The following is a 21232-nucleotide window of genomic DNA, read 5'->3' as shown; positions in this document are numbered from 1 at the left end:
GCGGTAAGGTTGATAATGCCGAGGGCCTGTGAAAGTTCCATTAAAAAGGGTCCATGTGAAGACATGAACCCTTTTTACATCAGCCACCGGATCGGTCAACCGATCCTTAAACGATCGGCATTAGCCCAACGGGTGTTTTTTTATTGTCATTATGCGCCGTTGCCGGCGCATCCAGAAGAGGGTTACTGGTTGTAAGCATTTTCGCCATGGCTGTTGACGTCCAGACCTTCGCGTTCCTGTTCTTCCGGTACACGCAGACCAACAGCGATATCAGCAATTTTGAAAGAGATGAAAGCCGCAACACCGGACCACACAATGGCGACGATAACGCTGAACAGCTGAACCCAGAATTGATGCGCCATCGTTACGCCATCGGCATAACCTATACCGCCCAAAGAAGCCGAGGTAAAAATACCGGTCAGCAAGCAGCCGACGATACCGCATACACCGTGAACACCGAACACGTCGCAAGGATCGTCAACACGCAGCCATCTTTTCAGAACGGTAACACCCCATAGACCGGCAAAACCACCCGCGAAACCGATAATCATGGCACCGCCAATCCCAACAGTACCCGCAGCCGGAGTGATGGCAACCAGCCCGGCAATACAACCGGAGCAAGCCCCTAGCAGAGAAGGTTTGCCACGAGCAACCCACTCGCCGATAACCCATGCCAGAATCGCAGCGGCAGTCGCAACTACCGTGGTCAAAAACGCCAGACCAGCAATATTGTTGGCCGCAGCGGCGGAACCGGCATTAAAGCCAAACCAACCGATATACAGAATCGCGGTTCCCAGGAACACCATCGGCAAGTTATGCGGCTTGAACGCTTCTTTACCGAAACCGACACGTTTGCCCAGCAACAACGCACCGACCAAACCAGCAACAGCGGCGTTGATATGTACAACGGTGCCACCCGCAAAGTCCAGAGCGCCATCAGCAGCCAGATAACCACCGCCCCAAACCATATGGGTCATCGGTAGATAAGACAGCGTGAACCACAATGTGGAGAAAATCAGTACCGCAGAGAAGCGGATACGCTCACCCAAAGCACCAATCACCAGACCAACGGTAATGCAGGCGAAAGAAGCCTGATAGGCAACATGGATAAACTGATAGAAAGTACCGCTTAGGGAATTGATCGTGATGCCGTTCAGCATGAAGTTAGTCAGGCCGCCGAAGAACGCGCTGCCGGTACTGAAAGCCACGCTGTAACCGTAAATCACCCACAGAATACAGACCAACGCAAACGCTACAAAAATCTGAGTCAACATGGACAAAACGTTTTTGCCACGAATCAGACCACCGTAAAACAGCGCCAAGCCGGGAATTGTCATGAAAAGCACCAGAGCGGTACAAATCATCATAAACGCATTATCCGCTTTATCAACAACAGGTGCTGGCGTATCGGCCAACACCCATGCTGGCAGCATGGCAGCAGCACCAAGACCTAACGACAAAGAAAGTTTCTTCATTTTTTCACTCATCCCTATTTAAAGGCTAAATCAGGCAGTTTCTTATAATGCAGCTTCGTCGGTTTCACCGGTACGAATACGGATGACACGCTGCAATTCAGCAACGAAAATCTTGCCGTCGCCAATTTTTCCGGTATAAGCAGCTTTGCTAATCACATCGATAACTTCGTCGAGTTGATCGTCGGCAATAGCAATGTCGATCTTCACCTTGGGCAGAAAATTAACGCTATACTCCGCGCCACGATACAATTCAGCATGACCTTTCTGGCGTCCAAACCCTTTCACCTCAGTGACGGTGAGCCCCTGGATGCCCACAGAAGATAACGCTTCACGCACATCTTCCAGCTTGAACGGTTTAATTACGACAGTAACCAGTTTCATTCTCATCCCCCTAACCATGTAAGTTCAGGCCTGCGCCCGTCACTCTCAAATATGTCGACGCGATCACTAAAGCAAATCATGTGCCATAAATGATTTATCTGGTCAAAACGAGAAAAAAGCGATGGTCTCAAGGGTGAAAAGATATAGACCGTATAAAGTATGGACAATGACAGGAAAAACAGGAGCACGAAGCGCACAAAAAAAGTGCATCGCGCCTGCTTTCAGTGCACCACGATGAATGCAAGGGCACCAGGCTGCCAAGTTATGGTGCGAAGTGTTACGTTATGCCCGATTTCATGGTGCTTCAGGGCACAATATCTGCTGTACGACAGAGGTCTGCGCTCACTAACTGTTGCCCGGCCTGCTGCAACTGATACATCTGGTAATAGCGACCTTGCTGAGCCAGCAGTTGTTCATGCGAACCGTGCTCTACCGTTCGGCCATGATGCAGAACCAGAATGCTGTCGGCCTCGACGATAGTGGAAAGACGGTGCGCGATAACCACCAACGTAGTATGGTCACGTACCAGGCGCAGAGCACGTTGGATAGCCTGTTCAGTACCGGAATCAATATTCGCAGTCGCCTCATCCAGAATCAGAATCCTCGGCGTTTGCACCAAAACCCGGGCCAACGCCAACAATTGCTTCTGGCCAACCGACAGATTATTGCCTTGTTCGCCAATACGGCTGTGAATTCCCTCAGGCATCGCTCTCACCAAATCAGCCAACTGCACCGCTTCCAATGCGTGCCAAACACAGTCCTCACTGATATCGCGCCCCAATGTCACATTGGCATACATCGAATCGGCCAGTACGACGGGATCCTGTTGAACCATCGCCACATCCTGACGCAGAACCTGATGGGAAAGCGAAGACAACGGCCGACCGTCAAGCTGGATATCACCACAGTCTGGCACGTAATACCCCATCAGCAAATTTGCCAACGTACTCTTGCCGCTGCCGGTATGGCCGACCAATGCAATGAAACCGCGATCAGGCACCTGCAAGCATATATGACTCAGCACAGGTTTACCGGTGCGGTAGGAGAACGTGACATCGTTAATACCGATGCGCCCGCTAGCCAGTGCCCTGGCGTCTTCGCCGTACTGCTGACGCTCGCCATCCATCAACTCAAAAATCCGCTCGCCGGCTACTACCGCCTGTTGCAGGATCGACTGTTGTGTCGTCAGTTCGATAAGCGGCTCATTCAAACGGCCAAGGTAGTTGATAAACGCATACAAAACGCCCACACCGACGGTACCGACAGGGCTAAAACCGAACAATATCAATAGCCCACAAAGTACCATGGCGGAAAACAAGCTGAGCAACGGACGGAGCAGAAAACCATCCAGACGCAGCGTCTGCATTCGCGCCTCATAGTGCGACCAACTGGCCTGACTCAACACGTTGCCGAACTTCACCTGTTGGCGGAACTGCTGAATCACGCTCATGCCATTAATGGCCTCATTAAAACCATCATTAATATCAGCGAGATAACTGCGGACTTGGCGTACAATCGGCGTACTGTAGCGCTGATAGATCACCATCACGACCAATACCGCAGGGAAAATTGCCATACATACCAGTGCCATACGCCAATCGAGGCTGAACATGGCTATCAGCATGGCGCCAATCAGCGCAGTGCTTCGCAACACATTGCCGACCACCATTACGTACAGGTCTCTGACAACCTCGGTATCGTTAGTGACTCGGGAGATCAGCTGCCCTACGGGTTGCGTATCAAATACTGCCAACGGCTGCCGCAACGCCGCATCCATCACATCGGTACGCAATTGCTGCACAACACCAACCGCCACCCGATTAAACATCAGCGCCTGTACATAGTGCAGCAGCGCAGCCAGCGCCTGAAGCGCCACGTACCCTACCGCCAACCCGAGCGCCAGTTGAACAGGAAACTCGCCCCGCGCGATCACATGGTCGATAAAATAACTGACCAGCGCAGGCCCAGAGACCTCAGCCGCCGCCGCGAGCCACAGCAACAACACGCCCCCGCCAAGCGATTTACGCCACGGTATACCGTATGCCAACAACCGTTTCAGCGTGGGCCATAATGAACGGGAAGACGTCATGCTGTTTGCACCTCTTCTTCTACAGGTACATCATCCAGTGCAGCTTCCAGTTGCTGGTAACGATACATATCCCGATACCAGCCAGTCGATTGGGAAAGCTGTTGATGTGAACCACGCTGAGCCACATGGCCTTGCTGTAAAACCAGAATCTCATCGGCATCAGCCAACGCGGACAGACGGTGGGCGCTGATAATCAGCGTCCGTTTGTGTCCCCATTGGCGCAGATTACTCAGTATCTGATGCTCGGTTCGCCCATCGACCGCCGACAACGCATCATCCAGAACCAGCACCTCCGCCTCCAACAACAACGCTCGGGCAATAGCTATACGCTGTTTTTGCCCGCCGGAAAGCATCACGCCGCGCTCCCCTACTTCCGTCTGATACCCCTGAGGCAAACGCAAAATGTCGTCATGCACATTGGCCAGGCGAGCCGCTTCCTCAATCTGTAACGACGTCGCCCCAGGACGGCCAAGAGCGATGTTATTCGCCACCGTATCGGAAAAAAGAAATGGCATTTGCCCTACAACGGCAAACCGGCTGCGCAGTACATCCAAACGGATGTCGGGCAACCGCAAGTGGTGATATTCAATCTGCCCTTCCGCTACGTCAAAATGACGCAACAGTAGCGCCAGCAGGGTACTTTTCCCCGAGCCGGTGGGCCCGCATAACCCCAGTGTTTTACCTGGTTCCAATGTAAAACTGACGTCGTTGAGCACCGACGGCAAGCTGTGCGGATAATGAAATGATCGGATATCAGCCGTCAGCAGACCGGCCGTTTCCGGTAGATCCCGCTCGCCATCCATCACAACCAACTCTTCGGACAACAGATGGCGAATACGGCTATAAGCGGCACTACCACGTTCAACGATGTTGAACATCCACGCCAACGCCAACATCGGCCAGATCATCAATCCCAGGTACATCACAAAACTGGTTAACGCCCCCAGGGTCAGAGAACCGTGAATAACCATCCAACTGCCTCCGCCCACGGCCAGCAAATTGGACATAGCCACCGCAATGTAAATTGTCGGATCGAAACGGGCATCAACCTGCGCCACTCGCATGTTTTTGACCCCGGCATCCGCCGCCACCTCGGCAAAACGGCGAGACTGATAGTCCTCCAGACCAAACGCCTTAATCATGCGGATACTGGTCAAACTCTCCTGCGCCTGATCATTCAACGATGAGAACGCCGCCTGAGACAGCTTGAAACGCTGATGTAACTGCGAGCCGTAATGCTTGATCACCAACGCCATCAGCGGCATGGGGATCAGCGCCAGCAGCGTCAGTTGCCAACTGAGTTGGGTACACATAATCACCAACACCGCACACCCCATCACCAACGAATCCACCAGCGTTAACACCCCCTCACCGGCGGCAAACACAACGCGATCGACATCATTGGTGGCGCGGGCGATAAGATCGCCAGTGCGATGACGCAGATAAAAAGCGGGATGTTGTCGACTAAGTTGTTGATAGAAGTCTTGCCGCAGCTCGACCGCAAGTTGATAGGCCGCACCGAAAAGCCAGATACGCCAAAAATAACGCAGCAAATAAATCAACGCCGCGATCGCCAGCATCACGCCGATCCAGCGCAATACCGTCGATGCCGACATATTGTCGCGAGTTACACCATCCACGATAACGCCGACCAATTTCGGCGGCAGCAATTGCAGGATAGCGATCACCATCAACAGGATTACCGCCCCCAGATAACGCTTCCATTCGCGGCGAAAATACCATCCCAATTGAACAAAAAGTCTCACGCAATATTCGTCCGATAGCTGAAGATCAAGGTTGTGGCGCAACAAGCGGCACATTATACATGAAGTACACAGCGGATAATTTTATACCTGCAGCGGTAACGCCGTCGTATGCTTGATGCGTTCCATGGCAAAGCTGGAAGTGACATCCACCAACCCCGGAATGCCATTCACCAGCCGTTTGTAAAAATTGTCGTAACTCTTCATATCGGCGACCTGCACCTGCATCAGGTAATCGTATTCGCCAGCCATACGGTAAAATGTCAGCACTTCCGGCATCTCCGAGACAAAACCGGAAAACTCACGATACCAGGTGCTGTTATGGTGCTGAGTTTTCAGCAACACAAACGCCGTTAATCCCAAACCCACTTTGTCGCTATCCAGCAATGCCACGCGCGCGGTGATATAGCCCTCTTCTTCCAGGCGCTTCAGGCGCTTCCAACAAGGCGTCGACGTCAGGTTCACCGCTTCTGACAACGCCTGCAGCGACAGCGTACAATCCCGTTGCAGCAAAGAGAGCAACATTCGGTCAGTTTTATCTAACATAAAGCAACCTTATAGAAAAATTTTCTCTTATTACCCACAATGACGACTAAAAAAGCAATCTTTTTTCCCAATACACAGAGTAGGCTAGCATCATAACAATACAGAGCAGGACACATCATCATGACCAACACCTGGGTAAAAAACGCCATCAGCGCCATAGAAGCTGATTTTCAGCGCTCAGCCGACACGCACCTGATCCGTTTTACCCTGCCGGAATACCCCGGCATCTACTTTTATCTTAAAGACGAAAGCACACATCCCAGCGGCAGTCTGAAACACCGCCTGGCGCGCTCGCTGTTTCTTTACGGATTGTCCAATGGCTGGATTAAGGAAAATACCACCATTATCGAGGCGTCCTCTGGCAGTACCGCCGTCTCCGAGGCTTATTTCGCTCGTTTACTGGGCTTGCCGTTCATCGCGGTGATGCCGTCCTGCACGGCGAAAAGGAAAATCGAGCAAATCTCCTTTTATGGCGGTAAGTGCCACTTCGTGGAACATTCCGACCAGATCTATGCCGCTTCCGAGCAGTTGGCCCGTGAATTAAATGGTCACTACATGGATCAATTCACCTACGCCGAACGCGCAACTGACTGGCGCGGCAACAACAACATTGCCGATAGCATTTACCGCCAGATGGAGCGCGAACCTTTCCCTATTCCTGATTATCTGGTGATGAGCGCCGGAACCGGCGGAACCTCCGCCACCTTAGGACGCTATATCCGCTATAAAGGGCTGGACACCCGTTTGCTGGTGGCAGACCCGGAGAACTCCGTGTTCTACGATTATTACCACCAGCGCGATCGCACAATCACGGGCAAATGCAGCAGCCGTATTGAAGGAATCGGCCGCCCGCGTGTGGAGCCCTCTTTCATCCCCGATGTTATCGATGACATGGTAAAAGTACCTGACGCCGCCAGCGTTGCTACGCTCTACTGGCTCGAACGCATTCTGGGACGCAAGGCAGGCCCATCCACCGGAACCAACGTCTGGAGCATGTTGCAAGTGGCGAAGAGCATGGTTGCCGAGAACAGGCAAGGGGCCATCGTTACGCTGCTGTGCGACAGCGGCGAACGTTATCTCGACACCTATTACAATCACGGTTGGGTAAATGCGCACATCGGCGATATCGCCCCCTACCTTGCCCAGCTTACCGCCCATACCACGCCACAGAATGCCAAAGAGCCGCAACCAGCCTGACGAGTATCCCTTCACGCTGAAGCGTGAAGGGATTTCAGTTACCATATGCGTTAATGACGTTCTTTCCCGACCGCATCTCACACTTATTCACAAAAGGAGAATTGGAAATGTCATGCGCAGTTGTGGTTTTCAGTGGCGGACAGGACTCCACCACTTGCCTGATTCAGGCTTTACAACAATATGATGAAGTTCATTGCGTCACATTCGACTACGGGCAGCGACACCATGCAGAGATCGATGCAGCGGCTGAACTGACACAACGTCTGGGGGCCCGTGCCCACAAAATTCTGAATGTCGAGCTACTTAATCAATTGGCAGTCAGCAGCCTTACCCGAGACAGTATCCCGGTTCCTGAATACGACGAAACGAGTGAAGGGCTGCCAAGCACCTTTGTGCCAGGCCGCAATATTCTTTTTCTGACGTTGGCATCCATTTACGCCTACCAAGTCGGCGCAGAAAGTGTCATCACCGGTGTATGCGAAACCGATTTTTCCGGCTACCCGGATTGCCGCGACGAGTTTGTCAAAGCGCTCAATCAGGCGGTGTCGTTAGGGCTTGCCAGAGAGATACGTTTCGTCACGCCGCTGATGTGGCTTAACAAAGCAGAAACCTGGGCATTGGCGGATTACTATCATCAGTTAGACACAGTCAAACACCATACGTTGACCTGTTATAACGGCATCAAAGGAGAGGGGTGCGGTCAGTGTGCAGCCTGTCACCTACGCGCCCAAGGGCTTACCCAGTACCAGCAAAACAGAGAAGCCGTCATCGCCTCTCTGAAGAGTAAAACCGGTCTGAAATAACCTCGAAGGCCAGACCAGAGTCATCAGTTTCCGGTCTGGCTCCCGTTTCTTTACAGGTTCGGAGGTTTTCCCCATTGATGGGGATCGCCCCGACAGAACATCACCCTGCGCATATTACAGCCTGATGCGAGACTGGTTGCGCTCCACCAACGCCGCGCCAATCCCCGGAACCTCCTGCAGTTGTTCTATCTGGGTAAAAGGGCCATTCTGCTCGCGGTAGGCCACAATCGCCTGAGCCTTCTTCAGACCGACACCGTTAAGCGCTGCGGCCAGTTGTTCCGCACTGGCTGTATTGATGCTTACTTCTTCTTCATCCGTGGTAAGGGTTGGTTTAGCGTTTTTCCCCTGTTGATGTTCAGCTGCCGCGCTAACCGACGATTTCTCCGGTTCGGCTTTAGGCGTTGCCGCCTGTAACCAGGGCGAGATACCACCCAACGCCATCCCCATAAGCAAACAAAGCGCCTTGATTCCAGATTTTCTCATGCTGTTTCCTCCTTGTATTTGACAGCGAAGCTACATTGCCTCAGACACCTATCGGCAGCAAACAGCAAAGTTAAAATGTGGAAAAGGCCGCGAAAGCGGCCTTTGTCAGTTGCAAGGAATTGCAGAATTTTGCGAGGGCTATTGCGCGTCCTGAGCCGCGCTCCCCATTTTTATCTTGGCTTCGTCATGCAGGTTGGCGATCAGAGAATCAAACAGCGTCGCTAAAGAGCTCTGCTCTATCTGAGCCGCAAATTGCTTTTTCTGTGCGGCCTCAAGCTCACGCGCCTTCACATTATCCAGCGCCACGATCACAATGTTGCCGACTTGATCCTGGGCAATCCCATAGGACACCTTGTCCTTCTGCGGATGCGGTAAAGAGAATACGGCCTCTGACATTACATCGCCGCGACCGACGGAAGACATAACCCGAGGGGAGCTAAAACTGAGACCAGCAGCGGTAAGCGTGTCATTTTTGCCCTGCTTCAGATCAGCCAGAATCTTTTCGGCATCAACGCGCGCCTGCTGCTCGGCTTTCTGGCGCTTTATCGCCTGAACAACCCGATCACGCACCTTGTCTAACGGCTGGGTAGCTTCCGGTTTGTGTTCGCTGATACGCAGAACGAAAGCCCGATCGCCATCCACATTAATAACGTCCGAATTGCTGCCGGGCGCTCCATTTTCTCCAGTCAGGGTACCGTTCAGAATCGCCTGTTTCACCTGAGGAAAATCCAGCACAGCGGGGATATTGTCGCGAGTGAACCAGTCAGTTTGACGTGCTTTGATGCCAGAAGCTTTTTCCGCCGAAACCAGCGACTCATTATCATTGCTGGCCGCTTCACTGAGCTTCTGCTGTTGCGCGTAAAACTCGTCCAATGCTTTTTCGCGTTTAACCTTATCACCCAGATCACTGCGTACCTCATCCAGAGAACGGACACGTTGCGCCTGGATGTCGTCCAGGCGCACGATCAGGTACCCCACGGATGACTTAACTACATCAGACAACTGCCCTTTCTGCTGTAGATTGGCTTGCTTAATCTCGTCAACGGTTGAATTGCCGTCCATCCATCCCAGATCGCCGCCATTGCGACGGGATACAATATCCGTTGACTTCTCTTTCGCCAGTGCGGCGAAATCCGCACCTTTATGCAGCTGTTCCAGTACGGCTTTAGCATCAGCCTCATTTTTTAACTGAATAATGCTGTATTTACGACGTTCCGGCTGAGTGAATTCGCTCTTGTGCTGCTCGTAGTAACTGCTGACAGCAGTACTATCTACCGAGATGTTGTCCATGATGGCAGCGGCATCCAGCATGATGTAGCTGACTTTGAACTGCTCCGGCGCCAGGTAGCGCGAGCTGTTCTGGTTGTAGAAATTCTGTATTTCATCATCGGAAGCCGTCTGGGTTTTCGCCCGTGCATCCAAATCAATGGTCGCGGTACGGATAGTACGATCCTGCGCTGCTATAGCGACCAGATCGTCGATCTCCTTCGGCAACTGGAAATTACTGCCGCCCAGACCACGAACCAACTGCTGCGTCACCAACTGTTTGCGCAACAGTTGCGCATAGACATCCGGCGTTAATCCTAATTGCCGTACCTGGGCAAGGTATTTTTCGTTATCAAAGCGATTATTAGTCTGGAAGGCGGGAACAGAGAAAATAGCCTGTTTTACCTGTTCATCACTGATATTCAGCCCCAGATTACGGGCGAATTGATCAATTAGCGTATCGTCGATCAACTGGCTCAATGCTTGCTTGCGCAACTGCTGCATATACCCTTCGTTCGCAGCCAGTGCGGAAAAATTCTCGCCCAACATCTCCTGTTGCCGGTTGCGTTCATTTTGTACCGCCTGTTCCAACTGTGCGCGGGAGATTTCCTGACCATTAACTTTGGCGGCGTAATCACCTGAACCACGGATCAGATAGTCACCTACCCCAGTCAATACAAATGAACCAACGATCAAAGCAAGAATAACTTTAAGCACGACGTTGTTAGCGGCCGCGCGTAAATTGTCCATCATAATGTGACAACACTCCGCTGTAGAATGGATAACACTCCCTGCGCAGGCCGTAGCCATGCTTCCATGCTGTTGCTGTAGCCGAATACGGCCAGGGCGCACTCAAACAGATACCTGATAACAGTAATTCGAATTACCCGTAAAAAAAGGCACATCATGGCATGATGCGCCTCTATATTACCTTACCCATCGCGCCACGTCAGGCGATGTTTAGGCTACAAACCGTCCGGCCAAACGAATCTGCTATTTTATAATCAGTTCACAGCGTCTTTCAGCGCTTTACCAGCACGGAAGCCCGGCACTTTTGCGGCAGGAATGCTGATCTCTTTCCCGGTCTGTGGATTACGACCGGTGCGGGCTGAACGTTCACGAACGGCGAACGTACCAAAACCGACCAGAGCAACATCATCTCCTGCTTTCAGAGATTCAGTAACAGATCCAATAATTGCATCTAACACTCGTCCTGCTGCCGCCTTGGAAATATCAGCGTCGGCGGCAATTTTGTCGATCAATTGTGACTTGTTCACTCTTTCATCCCCTCTGAAATTCAGTATTCACGCAGATCACCCGCGCGTCATATAGCTTTCTGTCGAATCTAACAACCGGTCAACCAGCCTACCGGTAACAGTGCTCTAACTTAGCGGCACGAAAAAAGGCTGGCAAGCATCATTTAACTTACCAGCCTTTATTTTGTCAGTGGTTTTTGCGATAGGTCACTATTTTGCCGGAGAAGTGACGGCCTCCATACCATAAGGCGCATCCTGCAATGCCAAAGCCAGAACTTCTTCAATCCGTTTCACCGGATGGATATCCAGATCGGCAATGACATTCTGCGGTATATCTTCCAAATCACGCTTGTTCTCTTCGGGAATCAGCACGGTTTTGATTCCACCGCGATGGGCCGCCAATAGTTTTTCTTTCAGACCGCCTATCGGCAGAACCAAACCACGCAGGGTAATTTCGCCGGTCATCGCCACGTCGGCACGCACTGGATTGCCGGTCAGGCAAGAGACCAACGCAGTACACATGGCGATACCCGCACTGGGGCCATCTTTCGGCGTAGCGCCTTCAGGCACATGCACATGGATATCGCGCTTTTCATAGAAATCCGCATTGATACCCAGCTTTTCCGCTCTGGCCCGCACTACGGTCAACGCTGCCTGGATCGACTCCTGCATGACTTCACCCAGCGAACCGGTATAGGTCAGTTTACCTTTACCCGGTACACAAGCGGTTTCAATGGTCAGCAGGTCGCCGCCGACCTCCGTCCACGCCAGACCTGTTACCTGCCCAACCCGATTTTCTTCATCCGCACGCCCATAATCAAAGCGTTGAACCCCCAGATACTCTTTCAGGTTATCGCCAGTGATAGTGATGTGCCCAATGGCTTTATCCATCAGCAATGATTTAACCGCTTTGCGACACAGTTTGGAGATCTCGCGCTCTAGGCTACGAACGCCAGCCTCTCGGGTGTAATAGCGGATAATGCCGACTATAGCGCTGTCTTCCACCGTCAACTCGCCTTTTTTCAAGGCATTGCGCTCAATCTGCTTCGGCAGCAGGTGCTGACGGGCAATGTTAAGCTTCTCATCTTCGGTATATCCCGACAGACGGATGACCTCCATCCTGTCCAACAATGGCGCAGGAATATTCATGGAGTTAGACGTTGCCACAAACATGACGTCAGAAAGATCGTAATCCACTTCCAGATAGTGATCGTTGAACGCTACGTTCTGTTCTGGATCAAGAACCTCCAACAACGCTGACGCCGGATCGCCACGCATGTCGGAAGACATCTTGTCAATCTCATCCAGCAGGAAGAGCGGGTTTTTCACCCCAACCTTTGCCATTTTCTGGATCAACTTACCCGGCATGGAACCAATATAGGTGCGACGGTGACCACGAATTTCCGCCTCATCACGCACACCACCCAACGCCATACGCACATACTTACGGCCAGTAGCCTTGGCAATGGACTGACCCAACGAGGTTTTCCCTACCCCTGGCGGCCCTACCAGACACAGAATCGGCCCTTTAATTTTGCTAACACGGCTTTGAACTGCCAGATACTCCAGGATACGTTCTTTGACCCGCTCCAGACCATAATGATCGCTATCCAGCATTTCCTGCGCTTTGATCAGATCTTTCTTCACCTTGCTGCGGGCATGCCAGGGAACCTGTACCATCCAGTCGATATAGCTGCGGACGACCGTAGCCTCCGCCGACATAGGGGACATCATACGCAATTTCTGCAGTTCGGCTTCCGCTTTTTCCCGCGCCTCTTTCGGCATATTGGCGGCGTCAACCTTACGCTTTAACGCTTCCTGTTCGTCCGGCGCATCATCCATCTCGCCAAGCTCTTTTTGAATGGCCTTCATCTGCTCATTCAGGTAATACTCTCGCTGGCTTTTCTCCATCTGCTTCTTGACGCGGCTACGGATCCGTTTTTCAACCTGCAACAGATCGATTTCCGACTCCATCATCGCCATCAGATATTCAAGACGTTCAGTGACGTCTGACATTTCCAGCACCGATTGCTTGTCGGCCAGTTTCAACGGCATATGAGCAGCGATGGTATCAGCCAAGCGGGCCGCATCATCAATACTGTTCAAGGAAGTTAATACTTCAGGTGGGATTTTCTTATTCAGTTTGATGTAACCCTCAAACTGATTGATCGCCGTGCGCATCAGCACTTCCTGCTCGCGCTCCTCAATCGCCGGCGAATCCAGATATTCAGCCTGAGCAGCAAAATGTTCGCCACTATCAGACAAGGTTGTAATGCGCGCCCGCTGCAGACCTTCAACCAAAACCTTTACAGTACCGTCCGGCAGTTTCAGCATCTGAAGAATAGAGGCGACCGTCCCTACCGAGAAAAGATCGTTAACACCAGGCTCATCCGTTGAGGCTTCCTTCTGTGCCACCAACATGATCTTCTTGTCATGATCCATCGCGGCTTCAAGGCATCGAATTGACTTTTCCCGACCAACAAACAACGGAATGACCATGTGCGGATAAACCACCACATCGCGCAGCGGCAATACGGGGATTTCTATGCGTTCGGAACGCTCAGGGTTCATAGAGCTCTCTCTTAGTTTCGTTTCCGCCAGGTTAAGGAAATCTCGTGAAATGCGGACTTCACGGGGCTCACCTATAGGTAATCGAGTATATGGGGATAAATATGTCACATTCAACGACTGAAAGTATGTAAAAACAAATGGGGGGCTAAAACCCCCCATTTTGTCGTTCAACGTTGTTTTTTCGGCTAATTATTCACCAGAAGCCTGCTGGGCTTCTGGTTTGCCATAGATAAGCAGAGGCTCGGACTGGCCGGAAATGACAGACTCGTCGATCACCACTTTATCGACGTTCTCCAACGAAGGCAGATCGTACATAGTATCCAGCAATGCAGCTTCCACAATGGAACGCAAACCGCGTGCACCGGTTTTACGTATCATGGCTTTTTTCGCGATGGCCGTCAGCGCTTCATCACGGAACTCCAGATCCACACCTTCCAGTTTGAATAACGCCTGATACTGCTTGGTCAGCGCATTCTTCGGCTCACGCAGAATCTGAATCAATGCTTCCTCGTCGAGTTCTTTCAACGTCGCGACGACCGGTAAACGGCCGATGAACTCAGGAATAAGACCAAATTTGATCAAATCACCCGGCTCCACATGCCCCAGTAACTCACCTTCGGTCGCTTTCTGAGTCGAGCCTTTTACCGTGGCATTAAAACCGATACCGCGCCCGGTATCGGTACGCTGTTCGATAATTCTGTCCAGACCCGCAAACGCACCGCCGCAAATGAATAGAATCTTTGAAGTATCAACCTGCAAAAACTCCTGCTGAGGGTGCTTACGCCCCCCCTGAGGAGGAACCGCAGCAATAGTGCCTTCAATTAATTTCAGCAGCGCCTGCTGAACACCTTCGCCGGAGACGTCTCGGGTAATGGACGGATTATCCGACTTACGGGAAATTTTATCGATCTCATCGATGTAGACGATGCCACGCTGCGCTTTCTGCACATCGTAATCGCACTTCTGCAACAGTTTCTGAATGATATTCTCCACGTCCTCCCCCACGTAACCCGCTTCGGTCAACGTGGTGGCATCTGCCATGGTGAATGGAACATCCAGAAAACGCGCCAGTGTTTCCGCCAGTAACGTTTTACCGCTACCCGTTGGGCCAATCAGCAGAATGTTGCTTTTACCTAACTCAACACCACCGTTGGCTTCACCATTACGCAGACGCTTATAATGATTGTAAACGGCTACAGCCAGCACTTTCTTCGCCGGCTCCTGACCAATGACATAATCATCTAGGTGACGGCGGATTTCATGCGGTGTTGGCAACGCACTACGCTCACGGTGTGGAGCCACTTCTTTTATTTCTTCGCGAATGATGTCGTTGCACAAGTCCACGCATTCATCGCAAATATACACTGACGGCCCGGCAATCAGCTTGCGTACTTCATGCTGACTTTTGCCGCAAAAAGAGCAGTACAGTAACTTTCCTGAACCGTCTTTGCGCTTATCTGTCATCAGTAAACCTCTTCTTTAGTTCTTGCCCGTGGGCCAACCACATCACGACAGCGTCATAGCAAACGCCGACACAACCACATAGCCGAATACCTAAGCAGAAATCCGCATCGCAGGGAATACGAATTTCCCGGGTAACAGGAAACCCAGTTATTCCCGATGGGTCAGCACAGAATCTACCAACCCGTACTCTACCGCCTCGCCAGCAGAGAGGAAACGGTCACGCTCCGTATCTCTTTCGATAATATCAAGCGACTGACCTGTATGTTTAGCCATCAACTCATTCATACGGGCTTTCACTTTAAGGATTTCTTTGGCGTGTATTTCAATGTCCGTCGCCTGCCCCTGGAACCCACCCAAAGGTTGATGGATCATTACACGGGAATTAGGTAGACAAAAACGTTTCCCTTTCGCCCCTGCGGTGAGAAGGAAAGCGCCCATTGATGCAGCTTGCCCCATACAGATAGTGCTAACATCCGGCTTGATAAACTGCATGGTGTCATAAATCGACATCCCAGCAGTAATGACCCCACCCGGAGAGTTAATATACAGATAGATATCTTTTTCCGGATTCTCTGCTTCCAGAAACAGCATCTGAGCCACAATAAGATTGGCCATGTAATCTTCGACTTGCCCCGTCAGGAAGATCACACGTTCTTTTAGCAACCGGGAATAAATATCGTAAGAGCGCTCCCCACGAGAGGTTTGCTCCACAACCATAGGCACCAGAGCCATATGAGGGGTTTGCTTTTCCTGTTCGCCACTGTATGACATTAACGTCTCCTAGATAAAATGCTTTTGGCGCGTAGTATCTGATTCTACTTGAGATATAAAACAATAACCATGCTCTGGATGCGGCGTCGACCTTTCATCACAGAGCGAGCTCACTGTCGACACCGCCCGCTCATTCGAACACGCCCCTGCCTCCAGCGCATGTCTTCTTCGCCATATCCAAGAACGACTGTTCCAGTCAAGGCAATGCAGATAGAGAAACAATGGGTGCACAATGCATGAATTTCAAGCTTACACCCGCTAGGAATTCGGGTTAAAGCAATATTGCCATTGCCGCCCCACCATAAGTCTGCCGCCCCTATACGGAAAGACTCATTCCCAAGCGATCTATCAACAAGCGCGCTACCAGGAAATCGCTACCCCGACAGCACTTATGAAGAACACCTCACACTCCATATAAGCATAGTCAAAGACGTGTTGTTCGAAGCTGGTTACTCTAGATAGCCAATCAAAAAACAAAAAACCCGCAGTTTGGCTGCGGGCTGTTCAAAAAAAGTGTCGGTTTTGGCTATCAGGCTGGAACAGACTGATTCATCAATTCATTGAAGCTGACAGCTTTTTCAACGACTTTAGCTTTGGACAACAGCGTCTCGATTGCCTGTTCTTCCAGAGCAACGTTACGGATGTTGTTAAGCATTTCTTTGTTTTTCTGATAATAACTAACGACTTCCTGCGGATCTTCATACGCGGAAGCGATCTCATCGATCAGTGTATTTACACGGGCTTCATCAGCTTCCAATTCGTTGGTGCTAATCACTTCACCCAGCAACAGGCCAACAACGACACGGCGTTTGGCCTGTTCTTCGAACAGTTCGCGCGGCAGTTCATTCGCCTGTTTTTCATTACCGCCGAAACGACGGGCGGCCTGTTGGCGAAGAACATTGATTTCACCATCAATCAATGCAACCGGAACGTCGATTTCGTTCGCATTGACCAACCCTTCAATGACCTGAGATTTAACGCGATTACGGATAGCGCCTTTCAGCTCACGTTCCATATTCTTACGAACTTCAGCGCGCAGCCCCTCTACAGAGCCATCTTCCACGCCGAAACGTTTGATGAAATCAGGCGTCAGCTCTGGCAGCTCGCGCTCTTCAACTTTCTTCAATACAATCGCAAATTTGGCGTCTTTACCTTTCAGATTTTCCGCGTGGTAGTCTTCCGGAAATTTCACATCAATAGTGAATTCCTCGCCAGCCTGATGACCAACGATGCCTTCTTCAAAGCCCGGAATCATGCGGCCTTGGCCCATGGCCAATACGAAGTCGGAAGATTTACCGCCTTCAAATTCTTCGCCATCGACAGAGCCAGTAAAATCGATGGTTACGCGATCTTCCGCCGCTGCGGCGCGCTCAGCCACTTTCCATTCAGCCTGCTGTTTGCGCAATGTTTCCAGCATGCCGTCAACGTCGGCGTCAGTGACGTCAACCAGCGGTTTTTCGACTTCGATACTTTCCAGACCTTTCAATTCAACTTCCGGATAGACTTCGAACTCAACAGAGTAAGTGAAATCGCCGCCGACCTGGTATTCGCCTGGGACATAGCTGGGGGCGCCAGCCGGATTGATTTTTTCTTTGATGATGGCATCAACGAAATGACGCTGCATCAAGTCACCCAGCACATCCTGACGCACGGAAGCGCCGTAACGCTGCTCAACAATTTTCGCCGGCACTTTGCCTTTGCGGAAGCCATCGATACGAACTTTTTTAGCCACACTAACCAGTTCGCTTTTAACAGCATCTTCAATGTTGGCTGCAGCAACAGTAATCGTTACACGGCGCCCAAGGCCTTGAGTGGTTTCAACAGAAACTTGCATCTTGTTACCTCAAAAAATCACAGTGCTCGGTCAACCTCAGCAGCCGTTATCATCAGGCGCCCCAGGGGCAACCTTTCCGATCACAGTCCTTCACGGAACCAGGACAGCCACTCAGCCGGCCCCATTCCCTGTTGTCAGAAGCGTCCCGAATACATTCCGGAAAATAAAGACCCGGCATTATAGCGGTATAGACAAGACGAGTCGAGGAGAGTAACCGGTCTATTACCACAGTAAACTCACACTCTGACGTTTTATCGTCAGCTATTTCCACAATTCCGTCGACAGTCAGCAGGTTAACGTTCGATTCCAGCCCCACCACAAGGCGGCGAAGAGGGAACCACCATCTGGAGATCCTGCCACTCTTGCGGCGTATAAACATGAAGCGCCAACGCATGTACCGCCCCCTCCAGTTCGTCGGCCAACACTTTATAAATCGCTCTATGGCGCCCAATAACCCGCTCGCCATTAAAATGCTCACTGACCAGCACCACTTTGAAATGACTTTCAGAGCCTGCCGGAACGTTATGGCGGTAACTTTCATTAATCACTTCAAGATGCACGGGTACAAACTCCGCGCGCAATTTGGCTTCAATCATTTCACGAATCATACGTATACCTTCTGTGAGACGTCGGGAAACTTGCGTTTCCTGTTATGGCGGGATGTTTTATCCAATTCAATTCTATTTCAGCTCAAAACCCGATCATTTGTCATCGTATCGCTTCACTTGCAATATCCAATCGCCGTACCGAAGCCATATCATATTTTTCCATCGGCAAGGTATGATAGAACACTGCCGGCTGTTTCGGACGGGAACAAGGAGGGATGACTGAAGAATGCTGTTTACTTTCCACTCTTTTCCTTATCTACGGCAATGATATGATAGCCAGAACATTTATCAGCAAATCAACGCTCCATGAGTGAGAAAATACGCATGTTAAAAAAATTCATTTTTCCCCTGTTCGCCGCGCTGGTGTTAGCTGGATGTGCCGGCAAAAGCAATACATTAGATGTCACGCCAAAGATCACCTTGCCGTCTCAGGATCCAAGCCTGATGGGCGTCACCATTAGCATTAATGGCGCAGACCAACGTGCCGACCAATCCCTTGCCAGAGTCAATCGCGACGGCCAGCTCACAGCGTTGACGCCGTCTCGCGATTTGCGGTTCCTGCTTCAGGAAGTGCTTGAGAAACAAATGACTGCTCGTGGCTATATGATTGGCACCGGTGGGCCGGTATCTCTGCAGGTGGTCGTCAACACCCTGTATGCCGACGTGGCTGAAGGCAACCTGCGCTACAACATCACGACCAAAGCGGATATTTCGATCATCGCGCAGGCAGCCAATGGCAACAAGCAGGTGAAAAACTACCGCGCCAACTACAACGTTCAGGGCGCGCTTACCGCCACCAACGATAAAATCGCCGCAGCGGTCAATCAGGTTCTGAATGACGTCATCAGCGACATGGCGCAGGATACCAGCGTAAGCACCTTCATCAAAACTAACGCCCGTTAAGGGATTCCCGTCTCCCTTGCCCTGACATCAGGCGCAAGGGAGAGAGGACACCTCATGTTTAGCCGTATAGCCTCTCTTTTCCGCGATCGCAATAGCGTCATCCTCCTGATACTTGGCTTTGCTTCCGGTCTGCCACTGGCATTGACATCCGGTACACTTCAGGCATGGATGACAGTAGAAAACATGGATTTGAAAACCATCGGTTTTTTTTCGCTGGTTGGTCAGGCTTACGTATTTAAGTTTCTCTGGTCCCCGTTCATGGATCGTTATACGCCTTCATTTTTGGGACGCCGGCGAGGCTGGTTGCTGATAACGCAACTGATGCTATGTGTTTTCATTACCCTGATGGGAGCGCTCTCTCCTTCCAGCCACCTGGCATGGCTGGCTGTACTGGCCGTATTGATTGCTTTCTGTTCTGCGTCACAGGACATCGTGTTCGATGCCTATAAAACCGATCTATTGCCGCCGCAAGAACGAGGAAGCGGAGCGGCAATCTCCGTCTTTGGATATCGTCTGGCCATGCTGGTTTCCGGCGGCCTCGCACTTTGGATGGCCGACCGCTTTCTTGGATGGCTCGGTACCTACTGGCTTATGGCCGTGTTGATGCTGATTTGTACGCTAGCGACCTGGCTCGCTCCGGAACCAGATAATACACAACCAGCGCCCCGATCGCTTGAACAGGCTGTCGTCGCGCCGCTGAAGGATTTTTTCAACCGCAATAATGCCTGGCTGCTACTGCTGCTGATCGTTCTCTATAAACTGGGGGATGCTTTTGCGGTCAGCTTGAGTACAACATTTTTGATTCGGGGTGTAGGGTTCAATCCCGGCGATGTCGGTCTAGTCAACAAAACGCTGGGGTTACTGGCTACGATCGTCGGCGCACTGTATGGCGGCCTTCTGATGCAGCGCTGGTCCTTGTTCAAGGCACTCGTTATCTTTGGGCTGCTGCAGGCGATATCCAACGCGGGTTACTGGCTGCTGGCGATTACCGAAAAACAGCTGTTCAGTATGGCGGGTGCCGTATTTCTTGAAAATCTATGCGGCGGCATGGGCACTGCTGCATTCGTCGCACTATTAATGACGCTGTGCAACAAATCATTCTCTGCGACACAATTCGCACTACTTTCAGCCCTGGCTGCGGTAGGAAGAGTCTATGTCGGCCCTATTGCCGGATGGTTTGTGGAACTTTATGGTTGGGCATGGTTTTATCTGTTTTCCATCCTGATATCCATACCGGGTCTATTACTGCTACTGATTTGTCGCCGCACGCTGACATTGACGTCCCCAGACGCGGCCTTTATTCAGCGAATGTATTTCGCCCGCCAATATTTATGGGTAAGCAAGGGCCTTTTGTTCGGCATCCTGCTGTTTGTCCTTGGCGTAATAATCTGGGGGGCGGATAGACTGTCATGGTTCAACGACACAGAGGCAAGCCGGCTTCTGACAAGCGTCGGCAGCATTATCGCCATCGGCGCCGTGTTATCCGGCGCGACTCTTGACTACTTATCAATAAAGAAAAAGTAAGTCCTGCCGCCAGGAAATAATTACAAGCCGTAGCATATTAATTATCTGCTACGGCTTTATTAAACTATTTTTCTCTGGCATTTTCTGCACTTAACATTTATTTCGGCCTTTTCAATAAAATCATAATTCTTTCTTTCCTGATTTTCATCACAACAAAAAACAAACCCATCATTAACAGTAATAACAAAATAGATTTTAGAAGAAGTTGTAATTCTTAAAAAGTGATACATACTTTTTTGAAAGCATGTTAATAACTGTTTTTTAAAAAATTTTTTTAACAACACACTGCATCTGTGAC

17 protein-coding genes are annotated in these 21232 nt (G+C 51.0%); 4 read left to right on the top strand and 13 right to left on the bottom strand.

All coding sequences use genetic code 11. The features are described from left to right. Window positions 1-182 precede the first annotated feature (182 nt). The 5 genes from amtB to HEP82_RS11275 form a co-directional block, all read right to left on the bottom strand. Window positions 183-1475 carry an ammonium transporter AmtB gene (gene amtB / locus HEP82_RS11295; RefSeq protein WP_192458166.1) on the bottom strand — a complete coding sequence of 431 codons (1293 nt, stop codon included), beginning with the start codon at window positions 1473-1475 and terminating at the stop codon, window positions 183-185. A 42-nt stretch (window positions 1476-1517) separates the two neighbouring features. After that, the gene (glnK, locus tag HEP82_RS11290; protein ID WP_002208627.1) at window positions 1518-1856 is read right to left on the bottom strand and encodes a P-II family nitrogen regulator; all 339 of its coding nucleotides are present in this window, start codon (window positions 1854-1856) and stop codon (window positions 1518-1520) included. Window positions 1857-2160: 304 nt separating this feature from the next. Next, the gene (locus tag HEP82_RS11285; RefSeq protein WP_192458165.1) at window positions 2161-3945 is read right to left on the bottom strand and encodes a SmdB family multidrug efflux ABC transporter permease/ATP-binding protein; all 1785 of its coding nucleotides are present in this window, start codon (window positions 3943-3945) and stop codon (window positions 2161-2163) included. Continuing rightward, on the bottom strand, window positions 3942-5711 hold the full coding sequence (locus tag HEP82_RS11280; RefSeq protein ID WP_192458164.1) for a SmdA family multidrug ABC transporter permease/ATP-binding protein: 1770 nt from the start codon (window positions 5709-5711) through the stop codon (window positions 3942-3944). The genes HEP82_RS11285 and HEP82_RS11280 overlap by 4 nt, the downstream gene beginning before the upstream one ends. An 81-nt stretch (window positions 5712-5792) precedes the next feature. Next, window positions 5793-6254, bottom strand: a complete 462-nt coding sequence (locus HEP82_RS11275) for an Lrp/AsnC family transcriptional regulator (RefSeq protein WP_015854546.1) — start codon at window positions 6252-6254, stop codon at window positions 5793-5795. 120 nt (window positions 6255-6374) lie between these two features. On the opposite strand from HEP82_RS11275, the gene HEP82_RS11270 reads away from it, so the two are divergent. Next, complete coding sequence (locus HEP82_RS11270; protein WP_192458163.1) at window positions 6375-7451, top strand: PLP-dependent cysteine synthase family protein; 1077 nt, start codon at window positions 6375-6377, stop codon at window positions 7449-7451. A gap of 107 nt (window positions 7452-7558) precedes the next feature. Next, complete coding sequence (gene queC, locus HEP82_RS11265; RefSeq protein ID WP_192458162.1) at window positions 7559-8254, top strand: 7-cyano-7-deazaguanine synthase QueC; 696 nt, start codon at window positions 7559-7561, stop codon at window positions 8252-8254. Window positions 8255-8368: 114 nt separating this feature from the next. Here the strand turns inward: queC and HEP82_RS11260 are convergent, their stop codons facing one another. The 8 genes from HEP82_RS11260 to bolA form a co-directional block, all read right to left on the bottom strand. Further along, the gene (locus HEP82_RS11260; RefSeq protein ID WP_192458161.1) at window positions 8369-8737 is read right to left on the bottom strand and encodes a ComEA family DNA-binding protein; all 369 of its coding nucleotides are present in this window, start codon (window positions 8735-8737) and stop codon (window positions 8369-8371) included. 138 nt (window positions 8738-8875) lie between these two features. Next, entirely contained in the window at window positions 8876-10756 is a 1881-nt protein-coding gene (gene ppiD / locus HEP82_RS11255; RefSeq protein ID WP_192458160.1) for a peptidylprolyl isomerase, read from the bottom strand. A gap of 251 nt (window positions 10757-11007) precedes the next feature. Next, window positions 11008-11280, bottom strand: coding sequence for a nucleoid-associated protein HU-beta (hupB, locus tag HEP82_RS11250; protein WP_015854551.1), 273 nt, complete (start codon window positions 11278-11280; stop codon window positions 11008-11010). A gap of 189 nt (window positions 11281-11469) precedes the next feature. After that, window positions 11470-13830, bottom strand: coding sequence for an endopeptidase La (lon, locus tag HEP82_RS11245; RefSeq protein ID WP_192458159.1), 2361 nt, complete (start codon window positions 13828-13830; stop codon window positions 11470-11472). Between the two features lie 189 nt (window positions 13831-14019). Further along, window positions 14020-15294, bottom strand: coding sequence for an ATP-dependent protease ATP-binding subunit ClpX (clpX, locus tag HEP82_RS11240; RefSeq protein WP_015854553.1), 1275 nt, complete (start codon window positions 15292-15294; stop codon window positions 14020-14022). A 147-nt stretch (window positions 15295-15441) separates the two neighbouring features. Next, window positions 15442-16065: an ATP-dependent Clp endopeptidase proteolytic subunit ClpP gene (gene clpP / locus HEP82_RS11235; RefSeq protein ID WP_015854554.1), complete on the bottom strand. Its 624-nt coding sequence runs from the start codon at window positions 16063-16065 to the stop codon at window positions 15442-15444. Window positions 16066-16594: 529 nt separating this feature from the next. Then, window positions 16595-17899, bottom strand: coding sequence for a trigger factor (gene tig / locus HEP82_RS11230; RefSeq protein WP_192458158.1), 1305 nt, complete (start codon window positions 17897-17899; stop codon window positions 16595-16597). Window positions 17900-18192: 293 nt separating this feature from the next. Beyond that, window positions 18193-18507 (bottom strand): transcriptional regulator BolA, encoded by a 315-nt coding sequence (gene bolA, locus HEP82_RS11225; protein WP_192458157.1) that lies wholly within the window; start codon window positions 18505-18507, stop codon window positions 18193-18195. Window positions 18508-18831: 324 nt separating this feature from the next. Between bolA and HEP82_RS11220 the strand changes: the two genes are divergently transcribed. Both HEP82_RS11220 and ampG read left to right on the top strand, forming a co-directional pair. After that, complete coding sequence (locus tag HEP82_RS11220) at window positions 18832-19410, top strand: lipoprotein (protein ID WP_192458156.1); 579 nt, start codon at window positions 18832-18834, stop codon at window positions 19408-19410. 54 nt (window positions 19411-19464) lie between these two features. Continuing rightward, window positions 19465-20934 (top strand): muropeptide MFS transporter AmpG, encoded by a 1470-nt coding sequence (gene ampG, locus HEP82_RS11215; protein ID WP_192458155.1) that lies wholly within the window; start codon window positions 19465-19467, stop codon window positions 20932-20934. Window positions 20935-21232 lie beyond the last annotated feature (298 nt).

Source organism: Musicola keenii (genome assembly GCF_014855505.1).
Classification (GTDB): domain Bacteria; phylum Pseudomonadota; class Gammaproteobacteria; order Enterobacterales; family Enterobacteriaceae; genus Musicola; species Musicola paradisiaca.
The sequence above is the reverse complement of the archived record's forward strand: the minus strand, read 5'-3'. Positions and strand labels throughout refer to the sequence as shown.

What these genes read in the sequence shown, in the direction of transcription:
- amtB (WP_192458166.1), bottom strand. Translation starts at nt 1,475, where the DNA reads ATGAAGAAACTTTCTTTGTCGTTAGGTCTTGGTGCTGCTGCCATGCTG.
- glnK (WP_002208627.1), bottom strand. Translation starts at nt 1,856, where the DNA reads ATGAAACTGGTTACTGTCGTAATTAAACCGTTCAAGCTGGAAGATGTG.
- HEP82_RS11285 (WP_192458165.1), bottom strand. Translation starts at nt 3,945, where the DNA reads ATGACGTCTTCCCGTTCATTATGGCCCACGCTGAAACGGTTGTTGGCA.
- HEP82_RS11275 (WP_015854546.1), bottom strand. Translation starts at nt 6,254, where the DNA reads ATGTTAGATAAAACTGACCGAATGTTGCTCTCTTTGCTGCAACGGGAT.
- HEP82_RS11270 (WP_192458163.1), top strand. Translation starts at nt 6,375, where the DNA reads ATGACCAACACCTGGGTAAAAAACGCCATCAGCGCCATAGAAGCTGAT.
- queC (WP_192458162.1), top strand. Translation starts at nt 7,559, where the DNA reads ATGTCATGCGCAGTTGTGGTTTTCAGTGGCGGACAGGACTCCACCACT.
- HEP82_RS11260 (WP_192458161.1), bottom strand. Translation starts at nt 8,737, where the DNA reads ATGAGAAAATCTGGAATCAAGGCGCTTTGTTTGCTTATGGGGATGGCG.
- ppiD (WP_192458160.1), bottom strand. Translation starts at nt 10,756, where the DNA reads ATGATGGACAATTTACGCGCGGCCGCTAACAACGTCGTGCTTAAAGTT.
- lon (WP_192458159.1), bottom strand. Translation starts at nt 13,830, where the DNA reads ATGAACCCTGAGCGTTCCGAACGCATAGAAATCCCCGTATTGCCGCTG.
- clpX (WP_015854553.1), bottom strand. Translation starts at nt 15,294, where the DNA reads ATGACAGATAAGCGCAAAGACGGTTCAGGAAAGTTACTGTACTGCTCT.
- clpP (WP_015854554.1), bottom strand. Translation starts at nt 16,065, where the DNA reads ATGTCATACAGTGGCGAACAGGAAAAGCAAACCCCTCATATGGCTCTG.
- tig (WP_192458158.1), bottom strand. Translation starts at nt 17,899, where the DNA reads ATGCAAGTTTCTGTTGAAACCACTCAAGGCCTTGGGCGCCGTGTAACG.
- bolA (WP_192458157.1), bottom strand. Translation starts at nt 18,507, where the DNA reads ATGATTCGTGAAATGATTGAAGCCAAATTGCGCGCGGAGTTTGTACCC.
- HEP82_RS11220 (WP_192458156.1), top strand. Translation starts at nt 18,832, where the DNA reads ATGTTAAAAAAATTCATTTTTCCCCTGTTCGCCGCGCTGGTGTTAGCT.
- ampG (WP_192458155.1), top strand. Translation starts at nt 19,465, where the DNA reads ATGTTTAGCCGTATAGCCTCTCTTTTCCGCGATCGCAATAGCGTCATC.